This window comes from Streptomyces sp. NPDC029138 (assembly GCF_055564375.1).
Map to the genome: position 1 here is coordinate 25,622 of NZ_JBVHWM010000060.1, position 21,641 is coordinate 47,262.

The 21,641-nt window shown below is 71.3% G+C and carries 19 protein-coding genes and 1 pseudogene; 4 read left to right on the plus strand and 16 right to left on the minus strand.

All coding sequences use genetic code 11. The features are described 5' to 3' along the window. Window positions 1-17: 17 nt before the first annotated feature. From ACZ4WH_RS33480 to ACZ4WH_RS33495, 4 genes are all read right to left on the minus strand, one after another. Window positions 18-869, minus strand: coding sequence for a class I SAM-dependent methyltransferase (locus ACZ4WH_RS33480; protein WP_468187921.1), 852 nt, complete (start codon window positions 867-869; stop codon window positions 18-20). Further along, the gene (locus ACZ4WH_RS33485; RefSeq protein ID WP_468187923.1) at window positions 866-1,300 is read right to left on the minus strand and encodes a VOC family protein; all 435 of its coding nucleotides are present in this window, start codon (window positions 1,298-1,300) and stop codon (window positions 866-868) included. Before ACZ4WH_RS33485 ends, ACZ4WH_RS33480 begins: the two co-directional genes overlap by 4 nt. Further along, complete coding sequence (locus ACZ4WH_RS33490; protein ID WP_468187925.1) at window positions 1,297-1,773, minus strand: helix-turn-helix transcriptional regulator; 477 nt, start codon at window positions 1,771-1,773, stop codon at window positions 1,297-1,299. The genes ACZ4WH_RS33485 and ACZ4WH_RS33490 overlap by 4 nt, the downstream gene beginning before the upstream one ends. 113 nt (window positions 1,774-1,886) lie before the next feature. Further along, window positions 1,887-3,485, minus strand: a complete 1,599-nt coding sequence (locus tag ACZ4WH_RS33495; protein ID WP_468187927.1) for an MDR family MFS transporter — start codon at window positions 3,483-3,485, stop codon at window positions 1,887-1,889. A gap of 124 nt (window positions 3,486-3,609) precedes the next feature. On the opposite strand from ACZ4WH_RS33495, the gene ACZ4WH_RS33500 reads away from it, so the two are divergent. Continuing rightward, window positions 3,610-4,209 (plus strand): TetR/AcrR family transcriptional regulator, encoded by a 600-nt coding sequence (locus ACZ4WH_RS33500; RefSeq protein WP_468187929.1) that lies wholly within the window; start codon window positions 3,610-3,612, stop codon window positions 4,207-4,209. Between the two features lies 1 nt (window position 4,210). On the opposite strand, the gene ACZ4WH_RS33505 is transcribed toward ACZ4WH_RS33500, so the two are convergent. After that, window positions 4,211-4,756, minus strand: a complete 546-nt coding sequence (locus ACZ4WH_RS33505; RefSeq protein WP_468187931.1) for a M23 family metallopeptidase — start codon at window positions 4,754-4,756, stop codon at window positions 4,211-4,213. A 453-nt stretch (window positions 4,757-5,209) separates the two neighbouring features. On the opposite strand from ACZ4WH_RS33505, the gene ACZ4WH_RS33510 reads away from it, so the two are divergent. Together ACZ4WH_RS33510 and ACZ4WH_RS33515 are read left to right on the plus strand one after the other, a co-directional pair. Next, complete coding sequence (locus ACZ4WH_RS33510; protein WP_468187933.1) at window positions 5,210-5,833, plus strand: HAD family acid phosphatase; 624 nt, start codon at window positions 5,210-5,212, stop codon at window positions 5,831-5,833. Window positions 5,834-5,893: 60 nt separating this feature from the next. After that, window positions 5,894-8,934, plus strand: a pseudogene (locus tag ACZ4WH_RS33515) (NACHT domain-containing protein). A 77-nt stretch (window positions 8,935-9,011) separates the two neighbouring features. Here ACZ4WH_RS33515 and ACZ4WH_RS33520 read toward each other — a convergent pair. After that, complete coding sequence (locus ACZ4WH_RS33520) at window positions 9,012-11,534, minus strand: ATP-dependent Clp protease ATP-binding subunit (RefSeq protein ID WP_468187935.1); 2,523 nt, start codon at window positions 11,532-11,534, stop codon at window positions 9,012-9,014. Window positions 11,535-11,983: 449 nt separating this feature from the next. Here ACZ4WH_RS33520 and ACZ4WH_RS33525 point away from each other — a divergent pair, with 449 nt between their 5' ends. Beyond that, a complete protein-coding gene (locus tag ACZ4WH_RS33525) occupies window positions 11,984-12,658 on the plus strand; it encodes an SCO3374 family protein (protein ID WP_468187936.1) in 675 nt (224 codons plus the stop codon). Here ACZ4WH_RS33525 and ACZ4WH_RS33530 read toward each other — a convergent pair. The 10 genes from ACZ4WH_RS33530 to ACZ4WH_RS33575 form a co-directional block, all read right to left on the minus strand. Then, window positions 12,637-12,972, minus strand: a complete 336-nt coding sequence (locus tag ACZ4WH_RS33530) for a histone-like nucleoid-structuring protein Lsr2 (protein WP_468187938.1) — start codon at window positions 12,970-12,972, stop codon at window positions 12,637-12,639. The genes ACZ4WH_RS33525 and ACZ4WH_RS33530 overlap by 22 nt on opposite strands. 203 nt (window positions 12,973-13,175) lie before the next feature. Further along, a complete protein-coding gene (locus tag ACZ4WH_RS33535) occupies window positions 13,176-13,709 on the minus strand; it encodes an amino-acid N-acetyltransferase (protein ID WP_468187940.1) in 534 nt (177 codons plus the stop codon). 9 nt (window positions 13,710-13,718) lie between these two features. Next, on the minus strand, window positions 13,719-14,141 hold the full coding sequence (locus ACZ4WH_RS33540; RefSeq protein ID WP_468187942.1) for a BlaI/MecI/CopY family transcriptional regulator: 423 nt from the start codon (window positions 14,139-14,141) through the stop codon (window positions 13,719-13,721). 310 nt (window positions 14,142-14,451) lie between these two features. Then, complete coding sequence (locus ACZ4WH_RS33545) at window positions 14,452-14,631, minus strand: hypothetical protein (protein ID WP_468187944.1); 180 nt, start codon at window positions 14,629-14,631, stop codon at window positions 14,452-14,454. Window positions 14,632-14,679: 48 nt separating this feature from the next. Further along, window positions 14,680-15,348 carry a hypothetical protein gene (locus ACZ4WH_RS33550; RefSeq protein WP_468187978.1) on the minus strand — a complete coding sequence of 223 codons (669 nt, stop codon included), beginning with the start codon at window positions 15,346-15,348 and terminating at the stop codon, window positions 14,680-14,682. Window positions 15,349-16,125: 777 nt separating this feature from the next. Further along, window positions 16,126-16,923 (minus strand): type III pantothenate kinase, encoded by a 798-nt coding sequence (locus tag ACZ4WH_RS33555; RefSeq protein WP_030651508.1) that lies wholly within the window; start codon window positions 16,921-16,923, stop codon window positions 16,126-16,128. Window positions 16,924-16,928: 5 nt separating this feature from the next. Then, a complete protein-coding gene (nadC, locus tag ACZ4WH_RS33560) occupies window positions 16,929-17,918 on the minus strand; it encodes a carboxylating nicotinate-nucleotide diphosphorylase (protein ID WP_468187946.1) in 990 nt (329 codons plus the stop codon). A 28-nt stretch (window positions 17,919-17,946) separates the two neighbouring features. Next, window positions 17,947-19,644, minus strand: a complete 1,698-nt coding sequence (locus ACZ4WH_RS33565; RefSeq protein WP_468187948.1) for an L-aspartate oxidase — start codon at window positions 19,642-19,644, stop codon at window positions 17,947-17,949. Further along, the gene (gene panC, locus ACZ4WH_RS33570) at window positions 19,641-20,633 is read right to left on the minus strand and encodes a pantoate--beta-alanine ligase (protein WP_468187950.1); all 993 of its coding nucleotides are present in this window, start codon (window positions 20,631-20,633) and stop codon (window positions 19,641-19,643) included. Before panC ends, ACZ4WH_RS33565 begins: the two co-directional genes overlap by 4 nt. After that, window positions 20,630-21,613 (minus strand): Rossmann-like and DUF2520 domain-containing protein, encoded by a 984-nt coding sequence (locus tag ACZ4WH_RS33575; protein ID WP_468187952.1) that lies wholly within the window; start codon window positions 21,611-21,613, stop codon window positions 20,630-20,632. Before ACZ4WH_RS33575 ends, panC begins: the two co-directional genes overlap by 4 nt. Between the last annotated feature and the right edge of the window lie 28 nt (window positions 21,614-21,641).

Consider the following 21,641-nt stretch of genomic DNA (forward strand, 5'->3'; position numbering starts at 1 on the left):
CCACGGCTCGGTGCTGCTCAGGTCGTGGCCACCACCAGTTCCTCCGCTCTCGACGGGCGCAGCCCGTCCGGTCGGCCGGCGAAGTAGCGGCGGGTGAGTTCCTCCGCCGGTACGTGGCGGGCGTCGCGGAAGCCGGCCTCGCGGATCAGGGCCACCATCCGCGGGGGCGTGAAGTAGCTGAGGAACGGCGTGCCGGACGCGCGCGCACCCCTCTCCGCCGCCTCGTGGAAGGGCCGCAGCCCGGGCTCGACGTCCTCGGCCGGCCGCAGGAACGTGGTGGCGAGCGTGGAGCCCGGAGCGAGCGTCGCGACCTGCCGGAAGCTCGCGGTGATGGCGTCCCGGGTGAGGTACATGGTCACGCCGGTGCAGGCCACGACCGCCGGGCGGCCCGGGTCGAGACCGGCCGCGAGCAGCCGCCCCCACCAGTCCCCCTCGAAGTCGACCGGCACCAGCCGCAGCCAGTCGGGCACGCCGTACCCGAGCGCGGCGAGCCGGCGCCGCTTCCACTCCTGCGGCCCGGGCCGGTCCGCCTCGAACATCCGCAGCCGCGCGGCGATCTCCGGCCGGCGCTGCGCGAACGTGTCCAGCCCGGCGCCGAGCACGACGTACTGGTCGACGCCCCGCGCGGCCTGCTCCACGACGAGGTCCTCGACGAACCGGGCGCGGGCCGCGATGGACGCCCGCACGGGCCGGGTGTCCCGCTCGTCCATGTCCGGGCGGGACCGCCAGTCGTCGCCGGGGTCGGCCAGCCGCAGCCCGGTCTCGTCCTCGATGACGTGCGGCGGCGGATCGGCCTGGACGTGCAGCGCCCGCCACAGGGCGACCCGCACCGCCGTGTGATCCGGCAGCACGGCCGGTTCCGCGGTCACCCGAAGTCCTTGGAGAAGTCCAGCTCCTCGCTGCGCTCGGTCAGCGAGTACCAGTTGCCGTTGTCGTCGCGGAAGATGGCCTCGATGCCGTACGGCCGCTCCTTCGGCTCCTGGATGAACTCCACTCCGCGTGCCTTGAAGGTCGCGTAGTCGCCCCGGCAGTCGTCCGTGTGGAACGCCCCGGCGCCCAGCACTCCCTTGGCGACCAGCTTCTTCAGCGCCTCGGCGGACTCGGGGTCGAGGCCCGGGCCGTCCAGGCTCATCAGCGCCAGCTCCAGGTCGGGCTGGTCCTTGGCGCCGACGGTGATCCAGCGCATGTCGCCCAGGGCGAGGTCGGTGCGCACCTCGAAGCCCAGCTTCTCGGTGAAGAAGGCCTTCGTCCGCTGCTGGTCGGTGGTCCATACGGTGCTGATGGCCAGGCCTTTGATCATGGCTGCGCTCTCCTGTCGCGAGGCGGTGGTTCCTGCTCGTCACCGTAGGCAGGGCCGGGCGTGGGGCGCTTCTTCGATGTTGCGGTTTTGAAACCGCCGGCCCAGAGCATCGCGTAGCAGCCGGGTATGAGCGCGGCGCCCCGGCCGACGTGCTTCGCCCGGTACGCGCTGGGGGTGAGGCCGGTGCGGGCCTTGAAACGGGCGGAGAAGGTGCCGAGGCTGCTGAAGCCGATCAGGGTGCAGATCTCGGTCACCGTGAGATTGGCGGTGCGCAGCATCTCCTCGGCGCGCTCGATCCGCCGGTGGGTCAGGTACTGACCGGGCGTCTCGCCGTACGCCTCCTTGAAGGCGCGCAGGAAGTGATACCGCGAGTACCCGGCGTGCGCCGCCACCACGTCCAGGTCGAGGCCCGGGTCGGCCCAGTCCCGGTCCATGGCGTCCTTGGCCAGACGCAGGCGGCGGATTCTGTCCATGGGCCGATGGTGACACGGGGGTCTGACAGCGGAGCCGATGCGAAGAACGGCCGAAGGCCCCGGCGTGGCGGACACGCACCGGGGCCTTCGGCCGGGGCAGGCTCAGTCGTGCCTCAGACGGCCTCGACCACAGCCACCGGCGGCGCGTCGGCACCCTCCGTGGCGGCCTTCGGCCCGCCCTTCAGCGGCACTTCCTTGACGAACAGCGCAGCGATCAGCACCAGCACCGAGATCACGGCGCCGAGCAGGAACGCGGAGTGCGTACCCGAGGACACCGCGTGCTGGTAGGCCTCGCGTGCCACCGCCGGGAGCTTCTCCAGGCTCTTCGCGTCCAGCTGCGCCGACCTCTCGGTGATGTTCTTGCCCAGCGCGCCGGCCCGCTCGGCCATGACGTCCTGGACCCGGTGGTTGAACAGGGCGCCCATGATGGCCACGCCGAAGGAGGAGCCGAGCGTACGGAACAGGGTGGCCGAGGAGGACGCCACGCCCATGTCCTTCATCTGCACGCTGTTCTGCGCGACCAGCATGGTGATCTGCATCAGGCAGCCCATGCCCGCGCCGACCACGGCCATGTAGACACCGGAGGTCAGACGGGTCGTCTCGGTGTCCATCAGGGACAGCAGGTACAGGCCGACGGTCATCAGGACGCCGCCGACGATCGGGAACACCTTGTACCGGCCGGTGTTCGTGGTGACGCGCCCGGCGACCATCGAGGTCACGAGCATCGCGCCGAGCATCGGCAGGAGCAGCAGACCGGAGTTGGTGGCGGAGGCGCCCTGGACGGCCTGCTGGTACAGCGGCAGGAACAGGGTGGCGCCGAACATCACGAAGCCGGTGATGAAGCCGATCACCGACATCAGGGTGAAGTTGCGGCTCTTGAAGATGTGCAGCGGCAGGACCGGCTCGGTGGCCTTGGTCTGCCAGAACACGAACCCGACCAGCGCGGCCACGCCGATGCCGGTCAGCTCCATGATCCGCGCGGAGGTCCAGGCGTACTCGGTGCCGCCCCAGGTGGTCACCAGCACGATGGAGGTGATGCCGACGGTCAGCAGCAGCACGCCGAGGTAGTCGATGCCCGCCTTGGCCCGCTTCCTCGGCAGGTGCAGCACGGCGGTGACCAGCGCGAGGGCGACCGCGCCGAGCGGCAGGTTGATGTAGAAGGCCCAGCGCCAGCCCCAGTTGTCGGTGATGGTGCCGCCGACCAGCGGACCGCCGATCATCGCCAGCGCCATGACGCCGGCCATCATGCCCTGGTACTTGCCCCGCTCCCGCGGCGGGATCAGATCGCCGATGATCGCCATGACGCCGACCATCAGACCGCCGGCGCCCAGGCCCTGCACGGCCCGGAAAGCGATCAGCTGGCCCATGTCCTGGGCCATGCCGCTCAGCGCCGAGCCGATCAGGAAGATCACGATCGAGCTGAGGAAGGCGCCCTTGCGCCCGAACATGTCACCGATCTTGCCCCACACCGGGGTGGAGGCCGCGGTGGCCAGGGTGTAACCGGTCACGACCCAGGAGAGGTGTTCCAGGCCGCCCAGTTCGCCGACGATCGTCGGCATCGCCGTACCGACGATCATGTTGTCCAGCATCGCGAGCATCATCGCGATCATGAGTGCGAGCAGCACCACCCGCACACTCCTGGGCTGTTTGCCCTCGGCCGCACTTTGGGGCTGTTCGCCCCCTGCTATGACACTTTCGACCGTGTCCGCCATCGTCTTCCCATTCCCCCTGCGGCAGTACTTACTTGCCGCCCGGCTAGTTACTACACTGCGGAAGGTAGACCCGCTACTAGCCGGGCGTCAAGTAAGTTTCCGCGGGAGCGCGAGGAGTACGAGGATGGGCCTCACCATGGACGGCACCAAGCAGCAGCGCCGCGGCAACACCCGCCAGCGCATCCAGGACGTGGCGCTCGGACTCTTCGCGGAGCAGGGTTACGAGAAGACCTCCCTGCGGGAGATCGCCGAGCGTCTCGACGTCACGAAGGCGGCCCTGTACTACCACTTCAAGACCAAGGAAGAGATCATCGTCAGTCTCTTCGCGGATCTGACGCAGCCGATCGAGGACCTGATCGAGTGGGGCGGACAGCAGCCGCACACCCTGGAGACCAAGCAGGAGATCGTCCGCCGCTACAGCGAGGCGCTGGCCGGCGCGGAACCGCTGTTCCGCTTCATGCAGGAGAACCAGGCGACGGTACGGGAACTGCGCATCGGCGACACGTTCAAGGACCGGATGCGCGGACTGCGGGACATCCTCATCGACCCGGAGGCGGAGCTGGTCGACCAGGTCCGCTCGGTCAGCGCGATGTTCACGCTGCACGCCGGGATGTTCGTGATGCAGGACCTCGAAGGCGACTCCGAGAAGAAGCGCGAGGCCGTTCTCGAAGTCGCCTTGGACCTCATCACGCAGGCGCACGAGCACGCCCGCGAGAAGGACTAGGTCAGACCCGCACGCCCTGGGCGCGCAGGAACGACACCGGGTCGATGCCGGAGCCGTAGTTCGGGGTCGTACGGATCTCGAAGTGCAGGTGCGGACCGGTGGAGTTGCCGGTGGAGCCGGACAGGGCGATGTGCTGGCCGGTCCGGACGACCTGGCCGATCCTGACGTCGACCCGGGACAGGTGCGCGTACTGCGAGTAGGTGCCGTTGCCGTGCTTGATGACGACGGCGTTGCCGTACGCCGGGCCGTCACCGGCGCCGTTGGGGCCGGCCTTGACGACGGTGCCGCCGTGCGCGGCGACGACCTCGGTGCCGGTCGGCACGGCGAAGTCCTGGCCGCTGTGCTTGTGCGCCCAGTGGTTGCCGGCCTGCGCGAAGCCCGCGGAGAGCGTGTACTTCTTCACCGGGTCGACCCAGGAGGTCGCGGTGGCGGCGCTCGCGACCCCGGTACCCAGCACGGCCGTGGCGCCGAGTCCGGCAGCCAGGACGGTCACACGGGCACGGAGAGAGGACGTACGGGAAGAACGGGACGTGAAGCGCTGGAACATCTGGACCTCGTGAACTCGGGGACTCTTCTGCCACTCGGCGCACAGACGTCCTTGGAGACGTTTCACCGAAGCGGCCATCCCTTGGTAACCGAGCACCCCATCAAGCCCAAAACGCCCTATCTACGACATCGGGTAGTAGTGGCCGGTAAAACCACCGCTTTCTTGACAGCCGCTCCCTGGGCTCCCACTGCCCTGACGGCGCAGTTCCTACTCGGAGTTCCCGGGGAAAGGTCCCTTTTTCTCCCCTTTTGCCTATCCGGCACATCCCACTATCCAGGCTAGTACCGGACATTTCGCCTGTGCCCCATATCACCGGCACCCCCTGTCCGCGATTGCAGAAATGTGACGCAGGCCTCTAGGCGCCTACCCTCCAGTAACCCTACGGTTCCCCTCGCGCCACCCTCGCCTCAGATCATGCCCCTGACATTCAGAGACGCGAGAGGACCCCCACCGATGACCAGACGCCCCTGGGCACGCCGCATCTCCGTGACCGCCGTCTCCGTGACCGCCCTGGCCGCACTGGCCGCTCCGGCCGCGACGGCAGCCCCGGCCGAGGCCGCGACCACGAGCACCTCCTCCGCCGAGGTCGACTACGCCACCTGGCAGAAGGACTGCCAGGCCGTCATGGACCAGGCCCTCCCGTACCTGAAGGACCGCATCGCCGCCGCCAGGCCCGGCGAGAAGCAGGCGATCGTCTTCGACATCGACAACACCACGCTGGAGACCGACTTCGGCTTCAGCTACCCCCAGCCGGCCAACCGGCCCGTCCTCGACGTCGCCCGCTACGCCCAGGAGCACGGCGTCTCCCTCTTCTTCGTCACCGCCCGCCCCGGCGTCCTGTACTGGCCCACCGAGTACAACCTCGAACACGACGGCTACGACGTCTCCGGCCTCCACGTCCGCGGCCTGGCCGACCTCTTCAAGGACGTCGCCGCCTACAAGACCGCCCAGCGCGCCGGCATCGAGAACGACGGCTACACGATCATCGCGAACATCGGCAACAGCGCCACGGACCTGTCCGGCGGCCACGCCGAGAAGACCTTCAAACTCCCGGACTACAACGGACAGTTGTCGTAACGCCGACCGACCGCTCTGGCTAGGCTCCATCCGTACGTCGTACGCGCACGGGGGTGGCGGATGGAGCCGGCCGTACTGGGCAGCAAGCTGGCGTCCGGCCTGCTCGGCCCACTGGTGAAGAAGCTGTTCGTCCAGGACGGGCCGGGCGCGGGACTGGCCGACCGGCCGGTACGACTGTCCGCGCTGGTGTCGTTCCGGGGCGAGCGGCGGACGCTGGGCGAGAAGGAGGTGCGCCGGCTCGCCGGCCGGCTGGTGACGCAGGCCATGGAGTCCCCGGGCGAGCGGCCGTTCCCGCCCGACGAGGAGACGGCCGTCACCGACACCCTCACCCGCACGCTCCTCGCCCTCGGCGACCTGGACATGGACGACGTACAGGCCGTACGGCTGGGCAGCCACGATCTCGCCCGGCACCTGCGCCGCCACGCCCCGCCCCCGGACGGCCTGTCCGCCGACGCCCGCGCCTTCCTGGACTCGGCGACCCAGTGGGCCTGCCTGCACATCCTGGAGTTCTTCACCCGCCGCTCCACGTTCGTGGCCCGGACCCTGGTGGAGCAGACCCGGACGCAGCGGGAACTGATCGCCCGGATCGACGAGCTGATCGCCCGCACTCCCCGCCCCGGCGCGCGCGACCTCGCCTTCGAACGCCGCTACCTGCCCTACGTCGCCGACTGCCACAACCACATCACCATCTACGGCATCGACCTGCGCGACTCCCCCGACCGCTGGCCCCTCGAAGTCGCCTATCTCAGCCTGGAGGCGACCGCGGCCGGGGACTCCGCCCCGGACCCGGCCCCCGGCGAACGCCCGCCCACCGCGCCGGGCCGGCTGCCCGCCGAGGAGGCCCTGCTCACCGACTCCCGCGTGCTGCTGCGCGGCGACGCCGGCTCCGGCAAGACCACGCTGGTGCAGTGGCTGGCGGTCACCGCCGCCCGCGACGCCGACCGCGTCCCGTACGTCCTCCCGCTGCGCACCCTGATCCGCACGGGCCCGCTGCCGCCTCCCGCCGACTTCCTGAAGGCGGTGAGCTGCCCGCTGACCCCGCCGGAGGGCTGGGCCGACCGTGTCCTGACCGCGGGGCGCGGCCTGGTCCTGGTGGACGGCCTGGACGAGATCGCGGCCGCCGACCGCCACCGCACCCGCGACTGGTTGCGCTCCCTGCTCACGGCCTACCCCGGCAACCACTGGCTGCTGACCTCCCGCCCCACCGCCGTACGCCCCGACTGGCTGGCCCAGGAGGGCTTCCGGGAACTGACCCTGGCCCCGATGCGCCGCACGGAGGTGGCGACGTTCGTCCACCGCTGGCACGAGGCGGCGCGGGCACCGGAGTACGAGGGACCGCTCCTGGACTCCCTCCACACCAAACGCGACTTGGCCCGCCTGGCCACCAACCCCCTGATGTGCGGCCTGATCTGCGCTCTGCACCGGGAACGCCGGGGCTACCTCCCCACCGGGCGCAAGGAGTTGTACGACGCCGCCCTGTCGATGCTGCTCACCCGGCGGGACCGGGAGCGCGGGATGGGGGTGGAGCCGGGTGAGGAAGCACAGCTGGAACTGCTCCAGCGGCTGGCCTACGCCCTGGTCCTGAGCGGCCGCACGGAGATGGACGCGGAGACGGCCGAGGGCATCGTGGAGCGGTGCCTGCCTGCGGTCGCGCCGGCGGCAGGGCAGGGGGACGCGGCGGCGGTGTTGCGCGCCCTGCTGTTGCGCAGCGGCCTGCTGCGCCGGCCGGCCGAGGGCGTCGTGGACTTCGTCCACCGCACCTTCCAGGACTACCTGGGCGCGCGTCACGCCGTGGCGGAGGGCCACCTGGACGTCCTGGTCAGCCACGCCGACGACACCCAGTGGGAGGACGTCATCCGCATGGCGGTGGCCCACGCCCGCCCACGCGAGCGGGCCGCCGTGCTGCGCCAGTTGCTGGCCCGGGAGTCACCCCGCCTGACGTTGCTGGCCCTGGCCTGCCTGGAACACACGGCGGCTCTGGAGCCGGGGGTCCGGGCGGAGGTGGAGGCGCGGGCCGCCGCTTTGATTCCGCCGCGCACGACGGAGGCGCGCGAGCCCTGGCGGAGGCGGGCCCGCTGGTGCTGGAGCTGCTGCCGGGTCCGTACGGGCTGACGGACGAGGAGGCGCGGGGTGTGACCGTCACCGCGTCGCTCCTCGGGGAGGAGGAGCCGGAGGGCGCCCTGGCGGTGCTGCGGCGGTTCCGGGAACACAAGGACCTGGAGGTACGTCGTCAGCTCGTGGGGACCTGGCACCGCTTCGACACCGAGGAATACGCGGCCGAGGTCCTGAACCACCTCGACCGCACGGGCCTCCTCCTGACCTGCACCTCACCCGCGCAGCGCCTGACCCTGGCGGGGATGCGGCCCTGGTACGGCCATTCCTTCCACGGCCCGCTCCGGGTCGAGGACATCCTGGCCGCCGTACCGGAACCCGCGTCGGTGCTGGCGCTGGAACTGCGGGACAACCCTCGCCTGACCGACCTCGGCTCACTGTCGCCCTACCGCTCGCTCAACGAGCTGAACCTGGCGGACTGCCCGGCCACGGAGGGCCTGGACCGCCTGTCCACGCTCCCGCTCGTCAATCTCCTCCTCGCCCGTGTCGGGACCTTGGCCGGGCTTCGGTCCCTGGGGTCGCTGAAGCGTCTCTCGGTCTCCCAGGAACTGCCGGGCACCGACCTCACGCATGCCCTGCCGGTCGACGCGCCCCTCGAAGCACTGACCCTGGGACGGGGCAGCACCGACAACACGGGGCTGCGCGGGCTCCAGCACTGGAGCGGCCTGCGGAAGCTCAGCCTCGGGCATCTGACCAAGGAAGTGACGGCCACCGACTGGGCGGCGGTCGCCGAACTTCCCCAGCTGACCGAGCTGCACGTGAACGCGCACATCGCCCGCGCATTCCCGCGCTGTTTCGAACGCATGCCCGAGATGCCCGGCATCAAGGTGCTGCGGGTCGTCGTGATGCGCGGCGACGAGTATCTCTCCGCCCTGGCGGCCCGGCTGCCGGGTCTCCGCTCGGTGTTCCTGCACCACCAGGCCGGGAGTCGGTTCCCCGTCTCCCGCTACGCCCGCTTCTTCCCCGAGGCGGACGTCACCCTCGTGTGACCCCGAGAAAGCCGAAAGGGGCCGGTGCCCGAAGGCACCGGCCCCTCACATTCGGCTGAACCGCCGGAGGCTGACGCTTACTCCTTGCTCAGGTTGGGCCCAGCCCCACCCGCGGCCTGCTCGATCGGCGGGACGTCCGGCAGCGCCGACTTCTCCTCACCCCGGAAGGTGAACGTGGCGGCGTCGCCCTCGCCCTCGGTGTCCACGACCACGATGTGACCGGGGCGCAGCTCGCCGAAGAGGATCTTCTCCGACAGCGTGTCCTCGATCTCGCGCTGGATCGTGCGGCGCAGCGGCCGGGCGCCCAGCACCGGGTCGTAACCCTTCTTGGCCAGCAGCTCCTTCGCGGACTGGGACAGCTCGATGCCCATGTCCCGGTCCTTCAGGCGCTCGTCCACCTTGCCGACCATCAGGTCGACGATCCGCAGGATGTCCTCCTGCGTCAGCTGCGGGAAGACGACCACGTCGTCGACGCGGTTGAGGAACTCGGGGCGGAAGTGCTGCTTCAGCTCGTCCGACACCTTGTTCTTCATGCGCTCGTAGTTGGTCTTCGTGTCACCCGCGGCGGCGAAACCGAGGTTGAAGCCCTTGGAGATGTCCCGGGTGCCGAGGTTGGTCGTCATGATGATGACCGTGTTCTTGAAGTCCACGACCCGGCCCTGGGAGTCGGTCAGGCGACCGTCCTCCAGGATCTGGAGCAGCGAGTTGAAGATGTCCGGGTGGGCCTTCTCGACCTCGTCGAAGAGGACGACCGAGAACGGCTTGCGGCGCACCTTCTCCGTCAGCTGGCCGCCCTCCTCGTAGCCCACGTATCCGGGGGGCGAACCGAAGAGACGCGACACCGTGTGCTTCTCGCTGAACTCCGACATGTCGAGGGAGATCAGCGCGTCCTCGTCACCGAAGAGGAACTCGGCGAGCGCCTTGGACAGCTCGGTCTTACCGACACCGGACGGGCCGGCGAAGATGAACGAGCCACCCGGACGCTTCGGGTCCTTCAGACCGGCGCGCGTACGGCGGATCGCCTTCGACAGCGCCTTGACGGCGTCCACCTGGCCGATGACCCGCTTGTGGAGCTCGTCCTCCATGCGGAGCAGGCGGCTGGACTCCTCCTCGGTCAGCTTGAAGACCGGGATGCCCGTGGCCGTGGCCAGCACCTCGGCGATCAGCTCGCCGTCGACCTCGGCGACGACGTCCATGTCGCCGGCCTTCCACTCCTTCTCCCGCTTGGCCTTCGCGGCGAGCAGCTGCTTCTCCTTGTCACGGAGAGAAGCCGCCTTCTCGAAGTCCTGGGAGTCGATCGCGGACTCCTTGTCCCGGCGGACGGCCGCGATCTTCTCGTCGAACTCGCGCAGGTCCGGCGGAGCGGTCATCCGGCGGATGCGCATCCTCGATCCGGCCTCGTCGATCAGGTCGATCGCCTTGTCCGGCAGGAAGCGGTCCGAGATGTACCGGTCGGCCAGGGTGGCCGCCTGGACCAGGGCCTCGTCCGTGATGGAGACGCGGTGGTGCGCCTCGTACCGGTCGCGCAGGCCCTTGAGGATCTCGATCGTGTGCGGCAGGGACGGCTCGGCGACCTGGATGGGCTGGAAACGGCGCTCCAGGGCCGCGTCCTTCTCCAGGTGCTTGCGGTACTCGTCCAGGGTGGTCGCACCGATGGTCTGAAGCTCACCGCGGGCCAGCATCGGCTTCAGGATCGAAGCCGCGTCGATGGCGCCCTCGGCGGCACCCGCACCGACCAGCGTGTGCAGCTCGTCGATGAACAGGATGATGTCGCCGCGGGTGCGGATCTCCTTGAGCACCTTCTTCAGGCGCTCCTCGAAGTCACCGCGGTAGCGGGAGCCGGCGACCAGGGCACCGAGGTCCAGCGTGTAGAGGTGCTTGTCCTTGAGCGTCTCGGGCACCTCGCCCTTGACGATGGCCTGGGCGAGGCCCTCGACGACGGCGGTCTTGCCGACGCCGGGCTCACCGATCAGCACCGGGTTGTTCTTCGTACGGCGGGACAGCACCTGCATGACCCGCTCGATCTCCTTCTCGCGCCCGATGACCGGGTCGAGCTTGGACTCACGAGCGGCCTGGGTGAGGTTCCGGCCGAACTGGTCCAGGACGAGAGAGGTCGAGGGCGTGCCCTCGGCCGGGCCGCCCGCGGTGGCGGTCTCCTTGCCCTGGTAACCGGAGAGCAGCTGGATGACCTGCTGCCGCACCCGGTTGAGGTCTGCGCCCAGCTTGACCAGGACCTGGGCGGCGACGCCCTCGCCCTCGCGGATCAGGCCGAGCAGGATGTGCTCCGTGCCGATGTAGTTGTGGCCCAGCTGAAGGGCCTCGCGGAGCGACAGCTCCAGGACCTTCTTGGCACGGGGGGTGAAGGGGATGTGCCCGGACGGGGCCTGCTGGCCCTGACCGATGATCTCCTCCACCTGCTGGCGGACCGCCTCAAGCGAAATGCCGAGGCTCTCCAGGGCCTTAGCGGCGACACCTTCGCCCTCGTGGATGAGACCCAGGAGGATGTGCTCGGTGCCGATGTAGTTGTGGTTGAGCATCCGGGCTTCTTCCTGAGCCAGGACGACAACCCGCCGCGCGCGGTCGGTGAACCTCTCGAACATCGTTAATCGCTCCTCAGAGCGGTCAGGCAGTGGGGGGAACTTCCCCTCCCTGTCCTTCCGCAGCTTAGTCCCGCAAGCGGGGACCGCTCATTCCAACTGCCGACACCGTCGATGGCCTCCTGACCCGTGACGCCGACATCTGCTCCAACCCGATGGTGCGAGACGATGTTCCCGCAGGCCAGGCAGTTACCCCAGTCGCCAGTACGCCGATGGCGAACGTGAGACGGCCTTTTCCTGCGTGTCGCCCCCTCCCACTAGGCATGTCTTACCCGCGGGGACTGACACTCCATGCGGCGCGCACCGGTTCCCTCCGCTATGGGCGAACAACCTTGCGCCTCCCCGGGCCCCCAAGCGCCCCCCTTTTCGGCACTCTGCGCAGCCGACAGGCCACCCAGCGTAACCCGAAGGGGGGTTCGGCAGTTTCACTTGGCATGGTTGGCTCGGTCCCCATGACCTCCACGGTCCCCCTTCCCCGCCGGCCCGTCGATCCGGGCACCCCGGCCGCCGGTCCGCCCGCCGGTCTTCTCGCCGGCCCGGAGGCCCGGGCCCGGCACTGGTACGAGAACGATCTGGGGTGGCCGACCGTGCCCGGACGGCCGCTGCGGCTGCGTACGGGGGTGCGGTTCGACGTGCTGGACGTACCGGCCGAGGCGGGCGCGAAGGCGCTCCGGCATCTCGCGCCGGGCTCCCCGGTGGCCCTGCGGGGCGACCGGATGGAGCTGCTGGTGGCCGCGGGCAGCGCGGAGGAACTGCCCGGCCTGCTGGCCTGGCTGGAGTGGGGCACGGTGACCCTGGACCTACGGGCGCTCGGGGCGGGAGACACCCTGGAGGCCCCGCCGCCACCGGCGGGGACCGCCGCCGCACGGGCCGAGTCCGGGCGCGAGCCGTCCGTGCAGGGGGCCGCTGTGTGGTTGCGGCCCCCTGGTCCGGGACGGGAGGTCGAGGCCTCGCTGCCCGCCATGCCGGTCATGCCGGCGTCGCCCCCCGTGGGGCGCGAGGGGAGCGCCCCCGATCTCGTGCGACTGGTGGACACGGTGGCAGCGCAGTGTCACCGGGTCCGGCTTCGGCGCGCGTGCGCCGGACATCCCGCCGACCGGCGGGATCAGCCGTTGGCCTTCTCGTAGGCCTCGCGGATGGAGGCGGGAACCCGGCCGCGGTCGTTGACCTCGTAACCGTTCTCCTTCGCCCAGGCGCGGATCGCCGCGGTGTCCTGGTTGCCGCCGGAAGCGGCACGCGCCTTTCCACGCCCACCGGAGGTACGGCCGCCGGTACGACGCCCGCCCTTCACATAGGGCTCAAGAAGCGTGCGCAGCTTGTCCGCATTCGCAGTCGTGAGATCGATCTCGTACGTCTTGCCGTCCAGCGCGAACGTCACGGTCTCGTCCGCCTCGCCGCCGTCGAGGTCGTCGACAAGAAGGACCTGAACCTTCTGTGCCACCGCATTTCCTTTCATCGATAACGTTGAGGGCCAGGGGTGTGCGGCGTCCGCCGTTTCGCCGCCCCTGTTATATGCAGTACTGCAGTACGTCGGAAAGCAAACCGCTTTTGCCGGAAAAACACAAACCCTCGGGAGTGACTCAGTGGACCGCCCCCGTCCGGAAACATGCGCGTTTCGGACATAGGCCACCGGGGCAATGACGATCACAGATGCAGAAGCATCCGACTGTTGCCCAAGGTGTTCGGCTTCACTCGTTCGAGACCGAGGAACTCCGCGACGCCCTCGTCATAGGAACGCAACAGCTCCGTGTACACATCGGTGTCGACCGGCGTCTCCCCGATCTCCACGAAGCCGTGCTTCCCGAAGAAGTCGACTTCGAAGGTCAGGCAGAAAACGCGTCGAACGCCGAGCCAGCGCGCGGTCTGGAGCAACTTCTCCAGCAACTGATGACCGACGCCGGCGCCCTTGAGGCCGGGCTTCACCGCCAGTGTGCGGACTTCCGCGAGGTCCTCCCACATGACGTGCAGCGCGCCGCAGCCGACCACCTCGGCGTTGTCGTCGCGTTCCGCGACCCAGAACTCCTGGATGTCCTCGTAAAGCGTGACCGTGGCTTTGTCGAGCAGGATGCGGTCACGGACGTAGGCGTCGAGGAGGCGGCGCACGGCGGGGACATCGCTGGTCCGGGCCCGTCGGACGGTGATGGCTTTTGCGGAGACTTCGGGGCGCTCTGCTGACATGAGCGGACGCTATCGCCCGTCGGCGTCCTCCTGCGCGCCGGGGTTCTCCTCTTGCCGGGGTTCGGCGGGTTCCTGTCGGCGGGCTTCGGGGGCTTCCCGCGTTTCTTCCGGTCCCTGGACGATGCGAACGGCGTCCCTGAGCGCCTGGCGCTGTTCCTCGCTCATCATGCCGAAGAAGGCGACGAGAGCGGCGGCCGGGTTGTCGCTCTGCGACCAGGCGTCGTTCATGAGGGCGGCGGCGTAGGCGGCTCGTGTCGACACGGCCTCATATCGATAGGCCCGTCCTTCGGCCTCGCGACGCACCCAGCCCTTCTGATGGAGATTGTCCAAAACCGTCATCACGGTGGTGTACGCGATGGAGCGTTGCTGCTGGAGATCTTCCAGGACTTCTCGAACGGTCACCGGGCGGTTCCACTTCCACACCCGCGTCATGACCGCGTCTTCGAGTTCTCCCAATGGGCGAGGCACAACTCAGAACAATAGTGGGAGATCCCGGCAATGGCGTGCCGAACGTGCGCTAGAGTTGCAAACGGGAACAAAAAGGGCGTACGACTCGCGCGGCGCCGGGGCGCGGGGAGTCGTACGCGAAGGGTCGGCCGGGGGGTCGACGGGAGGGATCGGTCATGGTCGGCCGGGGGTCGGCCGACGGGCTCGCAGGGCGATCCGAAGGCCGGTGACCTGCTATGACCTGCTGCGACCTGCTGTGATCCCGTGTGATCCGGTGCGCTGTGCCGCGGCCCGCTCAGGCGTCGCCGGTGGCGGAGGCCTTGGGCGTGCCCTCCACCCGGGCGAGGGCGGCGTCCACGGCGGCGTCCTCCTTGGCCTTGGCGGCCCCGCCCTGGGTCTTCACGATCACCCTGACCACACCGATGAAGAACACGGCCATGACGACCGGGGGCACGAGCGCGGAGACGTAGTCCATGGCTCCAGAGTAGCCACGCCGGAACGCCCGAAAGGGGCGGGGGCGCGCCTAACCCGCCGCCAGCTGGTGGGGCGCGGACTCCGCCGGGGGTGTCGGCTTGCGGCGCGGGAAGACCTCTCCGGGTGTCGGGATGGGCCGCTTCGGAGCGGCCGGTTCCGGCGTGGGCCGTTCCGAGGGGCCGGGCGACGGCTTCTGCCCGGGCTCCCGCGCGGGCTCCTGCGGGGGTGTGGCGGGCCCGTCGGCCTCCCCTTCGCCCTGCGGGGCCCCGGACTCCCCCGCGCCGCCCGCGAGGGCCAGCAGGCGCGTCCTCGCGGGTGGCACGGCGGGCGCCGGCACCTTTCGCGCGCCCTGCGCGAACCGCGCCCGTACGTCCTGCTCGGCCAGTGCCTGGCAGCGGTCCAGCAGCGCCGCCGCCGCGGGGTTCCCGCGCAGTGCCCGGAGTGCGACGAGGTCGTCCGGCGTCGGCCGGTGCCCGGCCCCGAGCGCCTCCTCCAGGAGGGTGAGATAGCCGGCGGCGGTACCGGGCAGGGCGGCTCGGTACCGGCCCAGGTCGGCCACCAGGAAGGCGCGCAGTCTGGCCCCCTCGCACATCGCCTCGTCGAGCGACTCGGCGAGCCGGAAACAGTCCTGCACGTCCTCGGCGGAGGCGTGGCCGGGGTGAAGGGCGAGGGCGAGGGCGCGGCGGAGCACACGCAGCTCCTCCACGCCGAACGCCATGCCGCCGCGGGATCCGTATGGCGTGGGCATGCGGCGACGTTACCGACTAATCAGACAAAACCGACGAATCCGAACGCCATTTCCCCGCGTGTCGCTCCGGCTTTCCCTCATCCGGTGCCAACGACGGGGGCGGGCGTCGTCGTGGGCGGGGCGGAGGTGTCACGGGAGGGGGACGGTGGCTCGCTGACGGGGCGGAGGTGTCGCGGGACGGGGCCGGTAGCTCGCTGACGGGGCCGGAGGTGTCGCGGGACGGAGCCGGCAGCTCGCCGGCGGGGCCGGTGGAGCCGCGGGACGGAGCCGGCAGCTCGCCGACGGGGACGGTGGAGCTGCGGGACGGAGCCGGCAGCTCGCCGACGGGGACGGTGGAGCCGCGGGACGGAGCCAATAGCTCGCCGACGGGGCCGGTGGAGCCGCGGGACGGAGCCAATAGCTCGCCGACGGGGCCGGTGGAGCCGCGGGACGGAGCCGGTAGCTCGCCGACGGGGCCGGTGGAGCCGCGGGACGGAGCCAATAGCTCGCCGACGGGGACGGTGGAGCCGCGGGACGGGATCGGAGGTTTCGCCGGACGGGGCCGGTGGCTCGCCGGACGGGACGGAAGGCGGTGTCGCCAGGTGGGACCGGTGGCTCCCCGGCGGGCGGGGGCCACATTGGCGGGGCCGCTGGGCCCCCGGCCAGGCCGGTGGCGGTCCCGGGGAAGCCGCTGGAGTCAGCCGGCGAGGGCCAGCGGCGTTTCCGGGGCGCCGGTGAGGTTCCCGGCAGGCCGGTCCCGGCCGGGCCTCACAGGCGTGACACGTTGCGTTCGTAGACCAGGCGGAGGCCGATCAGGGTCAGCCACGGCTGGTGTTCGTCGATGACCGAGGACTCGCCCAGCACCATCGGCGCCAGACCGCCCGTGGCGATCACCGTCACGTCGTCCGGGTCGTCGGCCAGCTCCCGGGCCATCCGGCTGACCACCCCGTCGACCTGCCCGGCGAACCCGTAGACGATACCCGCCTGCATGGCCTCGACCGTGTTCTTGCCGATCACGCTGCGCGGCCGGGCCACCTCGATCTTCCGCAGCTGCGCGCCCTTGACGCCGAGCGCCTCCACGGAGATCTCGATGCCGGGCGCGATCACCCCACCGACGTACTCCCCGCGCGCGGACACCGCGTCGAACGTGGTCGCCGTACCGAAGTCCACGACGATCGCCGGGCCGCCGTACAGCTCGACGGCCGCGACAGCGTTGATGATCCGGTCGGCGCCGACCTCCTTGGGGTTGTCGGTGAGGATCGGCACGCCCGTCTTCACGCCCGGCTCGACCAGGACGGCGGGCACGTCGCCGTAGTACCGCCGGGTGACCTCGCGCAGCTCGTGCAGCACCGACGGGACGGTCGCGCAGATCGCGATGCCGTCGATGCCGTCGCCAAGCTCCTCGCCGAGCAGCGGGTGCATGCCCATCAGGCCCTGGAGCAGCACCGCCAGCTCGTCCGCCGTGCGGCGCGCGTCCGTGGAGATGCGCCAGTGCTCGACGATGTCCTCACCGTCGAACAGGCCGAGGACGGTGTGCGTGTTGCCGACGTCGATCGTGAGGAGCATGGCCGTTACTCCGCCTCGCGCAGGTCCAGGCCGATGTCCAGGATCGGCGAGGAGTGGGTCAGCGCGCCGACGGCCAGGAAGTCCACGCCGGTCTCGGCGTACGCGCGCGCGTTGGCGAGCGTCAGCCGCCCGGAGGCCTCCAGCAGCGCCCGCCCGCCGACGATGCCGACGGCCTCCTCGCACTCGCCGGGCGTGAAGTTGTCCAGCAGGATCAGGTCGGCGCCCGCGTCCACGACCTCGCGCAGCTGGTGCAGGGTGTCGACCTCGACCTCGATCGGCACGTCCGGGAAGGCCTCCCGTACCGCCTTGAAGGCCTGCGCGACACCGCCGGCGGCGACCACGTGGTTGTCCTTCACCAGGGCCGCGTCGGACAGCGACATGCGGTGGTTGACGCCTCCGCCGCAGCGGACGGCGAACTTCTCCAGCGACCGCAGGCCCGGGGTCGTCTTGCGGGTGTCCCGCACCCGCGCCTTGGTGCCCTCCAGCGCGTCCGCCCACGCGCGCGTGGCGGTCGCGATGCCGGACAGCCGGCACAGGATGTTCAGCGCGCTGCGCTCGGCGGTGAGCAGGTCACGCGTGCGCGTGGTGACCGACAGCAGCTTCTGCCCGGCCTCGATCCGGTCGCCGTCCTCCACGTGCCGCTCGACCTCGAACTCGTCCGTGCAGACCACGGAGAGCACGGCCTCGGCGACCCGCAGGCCGGCCACGACGCCCGCCTCGCGCGCGGTGAAGTCGGCGGTGGCCACCGCGTCCTCGGGGATGGTCGACACGGTCGTCACGTCCACACCCCCGTCCAGGTCCTCCTGGATGGCGACGTTGGCGATGTCCTCGACCTCGACCGGGTCGAGTCCGGCGGCGGCCAGCAGTTCGGCGAGCGCGGGGTCCAGCCCGCACTCCAGGTACTCCTCGTCGCCCTCGGCGCCGCAGGCGCAGCCGTCGCCGCAGCCGTCGCCGCAGCCGCCGGTCGAGGCGAGGGGAAGGTCGTCGGTGCTCACGTCTGTCACTGCTCCTGGGGCGGGGGTGTTACCGGACAGGGGGGAAGTCTGCGGTGTCGGTGGTGCGTACGGCCAGCGACCGGTCGGGATTGAGCCGTACGACGATGTGGCGCCGCCAGTTCGCGTCGTCGCGCTCGGCGCGGTCCTCACGCCAGTGGCAGCCGCGGGTCTCCTCGCGCAGCCGGGCGGCGGCGACCAGGACCCGGGCCACGCACAGGAGGTTCGTCGCCTCCCAGGTGTCCACGCCGGGCTCGGCGGTCTTGCCGTCCTCCTCCAGCGCGTCCCGGGCCTCGGTGTGCAGCTTCTGGAGCTGGTCGGCGGCCCTGGCGAGGGACTCCTCGGAGCGCAGCACGCCCGCGCCCTCGGTCATGGTCCGCTGGATGGCGAAGCGGCTCTCGGGGGTGAGCAGCGGGTGCGCCGGCGTCTCGGGGTGCGGGACCGGTGCGGGCACGCGCGCGTGGAGGCCGTCCGCCGCGCGGACGGCGGCGATGTCGGCGGCGATCCGCTCGGCGTAGACGAGGCCTTCGAGCAGGGAGTTGGAGGCGAGCCGGTTGGCGCCGTGCACACCGGTGCAGGCGACCTCGCCGCAGGCGTACAGGCCCGGGACCGTGGTGCGTCCCTGCGCGTCGGTGCGGACGCCGCCGGAGGCGTAGTGGGCGGCCGGGGCGATCGGGATGGGCTCGGTGACCGGGTCGATGCCGTTGGCGCGGCAGGCGGCCAGGATGGTCGGGAAGCGGTGCTCCCACATGTCGGCGCCGAAATGCCGGGCGTCGAGGTACATGTGCTCGGCGCCCTGCTCCAGCATCCGCCGCATGATGCCCTTGGCGACGATGTCCCGGGGCGCCAGCTCGGCCAGCTCGTGCCGGCCCGCCATGAAGCGCACCCCGTCCCCGTCGATCAGGTACGCGCCCTCGCCGCGCACCGCCTCGGAGACGAGCGGCTGCTGGCCCTCGGCGTCCGCGCCGAGGAACAGCACGGTCGGGTGGAACTGGACGAACTCCAGGTCGCTGATCTCGGCGCCCGCGCGCAGCGCCAGCGCCACGCCGTCGCCGGTCGACACGGACGGGTTGGTGGTCGCGGAGAACACCTGGCCCATGCCGCCGGTCGCGAGGACCACGGCGGGGGCGTGCACGGCGCCCACGCCGTCGTGCTGACCCTCGCCCATCACATGCAGGGTGACCCCGGCCGTACGGCCCTCGGCGTCCGTCAGCAGGTCCAGGACCAGCGCGTTCTCGATGGTGCGCAGCCCACGCGCGCGTACGGCCTCCACGAGAGCCCGGGAGACCTCCGCGCCGGTCGCGTCGCCGCCCGCGTGCGCGATCCGGCGCCGGTGGTGGCCGCCCTCGCGGGTGAGGTGGATGTCGCCCTCGTCGTCGGTGTCGAAGTGGGCGCCGGTGGAGATCAGCCGCCGCACGGCGTCGGGGCCCTCGGTGACGAGGATGCGCACCGCCTCCTCGTCGCACAGGCCCGCGCCGGCCACCAGGGTGTCCTCCAGGTGCTGCTCCGGCGTGTCGCCCTCGCCGAGGGCGGCGGCGATGCCGCCCTGCGCCCAGCGCGTGGAGCCGTCGTCCAGGCGGGCCTTGGTGACGACGACCGTGGTGAGCCCGGCGGCCTCGCAGCGCAGTGCAGCGGTCAGGCCGGCCACTCCGGAGCCGACGACGACCACGTCCGCGGAGATGTTCCACCCGGGGGCGGGTGCGTGCAGTCGTATGCCTGTGCTGGTCACGAGGCGGCTCCGAAGGTGAGAGGAAGATTGTCGATCAGCCGGGTCGTGCCGACCCGGGCGGCGACGGCGAGGACGGCCTCGCCGGTGAAGTCGTCGCCGATCTCGGTGAAGTCGGCGGGGTCGACCAGCGCCAGGTAGTCCAGCCGGAGCGGCGGGTCGAAGCGGGTGGCCTCGTCCAGGACCTGGCGGGCGGCGGCGCGGACGGCCGCCGGGCCGCCGGGCGCGGCGGTGGCCACCGCGTGCGCGTCGGCCGCCGCGCGGGACTCCCCTATGGCGCTCAGCGCCTCGGCACGCGCGTGCGTGGAGGGCACTTCCCGGGCCCGCGCGCGCAGCGCCTCCTGCGCCGCGTGCCGGTCCCGGCCGGCGAACAGCGCGCGGGACAGCGCGAGGGCGGTGCGGCGCTCGTCCGGCGAGAGGTAGCGGTTGCGGCTGGACAGGGCGAGCCCGTCCTCCTCGCGCACGGTCGGTACGGCGACGATCTCGACGCCGAAGTTCAGGTCCCGCACCATGCGCCGGATCAGGGCCAGCTGCTGGGCGTCCTTCTGCCCGAACAGGGCGACGTCGGGGCGGGTGAGGTGCAGCAGCTTGGCGACGACGGTGAGCATCCCGTCGAAGTGCCCGGGCCGCGAGGCACCCTCCAGGCGTTCGCCCATGGGGCCCGCGGAGACGCGCACCTGCGGTTCGCCGCCCGGGTAGACCTCGTCCACGGCGGGCGCGAACACCGCGTCCGCGCCCGCCTGCTCGGCGAGCTTGAGATCGGCGTCCAGGGTGCGCGGGTAACGGTCCAGGTCCTCGCCCGCGCCGAACTGCAACGGGTTGACGAAGACCGTGACGACGACCTCGCCGTCCGGGCCGGCGACCGCCCGCGCGGTGCGGATGAGGGTCGCGTGGCCCTCGTGCAGGGCGCCCATGGTCATCACGACGGCGCGGCGGCCGTGGCGCACGCGCGCGTGCAGCTCTTCGGCGGTGCTCAGCAGGGCGGTGGTCATCGGTCGTTCCCCTCCGTGCCGGTCGTGCCGTCGGAGCCGTTCGTGCCGTCGGTTCCCTCGCCTCCCTGGCTCGTTTGGCCTCCGTCGGCGAGTACCCCGAGGAGGTCCTCGGCGAGTTCCGGCTTCAGCAGGCCGTGGGCGAGCGCGCGGTCGGCGGTCGCGCGGGCCATCGCCAGGTAGCCCGCCACGGTCTGCGGGGCGTGCTTGCGCAGCTCGGTGACGTGCGCGGCGACCGTACCGGCGTCCCCGCGCGCGACCGGACCGGTCAGGGCCGCGTCGCCGGAGCGCAGGGCGTTGTCCAGGGCGGCCCCGAGCAGCGGGCCGAGCATCCGGTCGGGCGCCTCCACGCCGGCCGCGCGCAGCAGCTCCATGGACTGGGCGACCAGGGTCACCAGGTGGTTGGCGCCGAGCGCGAGGGCCGCGTGGTACAGCGGGCGGTTCTGCTCGCTGATCCACTCCGGCTCGCCGCCCATCTCGATCACCAGGGCCTCGGCGGCCAGCCGCAGCTCCTCGGGCGCGGTGACGCCGAAGGAGCAGCCCGCGAGCCGCTGGACGTCCACCGGCGTGCCGGTGAAGGTCATCGCCGGGTGCAGGGCCAGCGGCAGCGCGCCCGCGCGCAGGGCCGGGTCGAGCACCTTCGCGCCGTACCGGCCGGAGGTGTGCACGAGCAGCTGTCCCGGCCGTACCGCGCCGGTCTCGGCGAGGCCGGCGACCAGGCCGGGCAGGGCGTCGTCGGGGACCGTGAGCAGCACCAGGTCGGCGCGCTGGAGCACCTCTGCGGGCGGCACCAGCGGGACGTCCGGGAGCATGGTCTCGGCGCGCCTGCGGGAGGCGTCGGAGACTCCGGAGACGGCCACCGGGCGGTGCCCGGCGAGCTGGAGGGACGCGGCCAGCGCGGGGCCCACGCGACCGGCGCCGACGACGCCGACGGTGAGCCGCGCGGGGCGGTCCTTGAGGTCTGGTTGGTGGACTGTACTCACGCGACGGCGGCCTTCCCGTTCCAGTCCG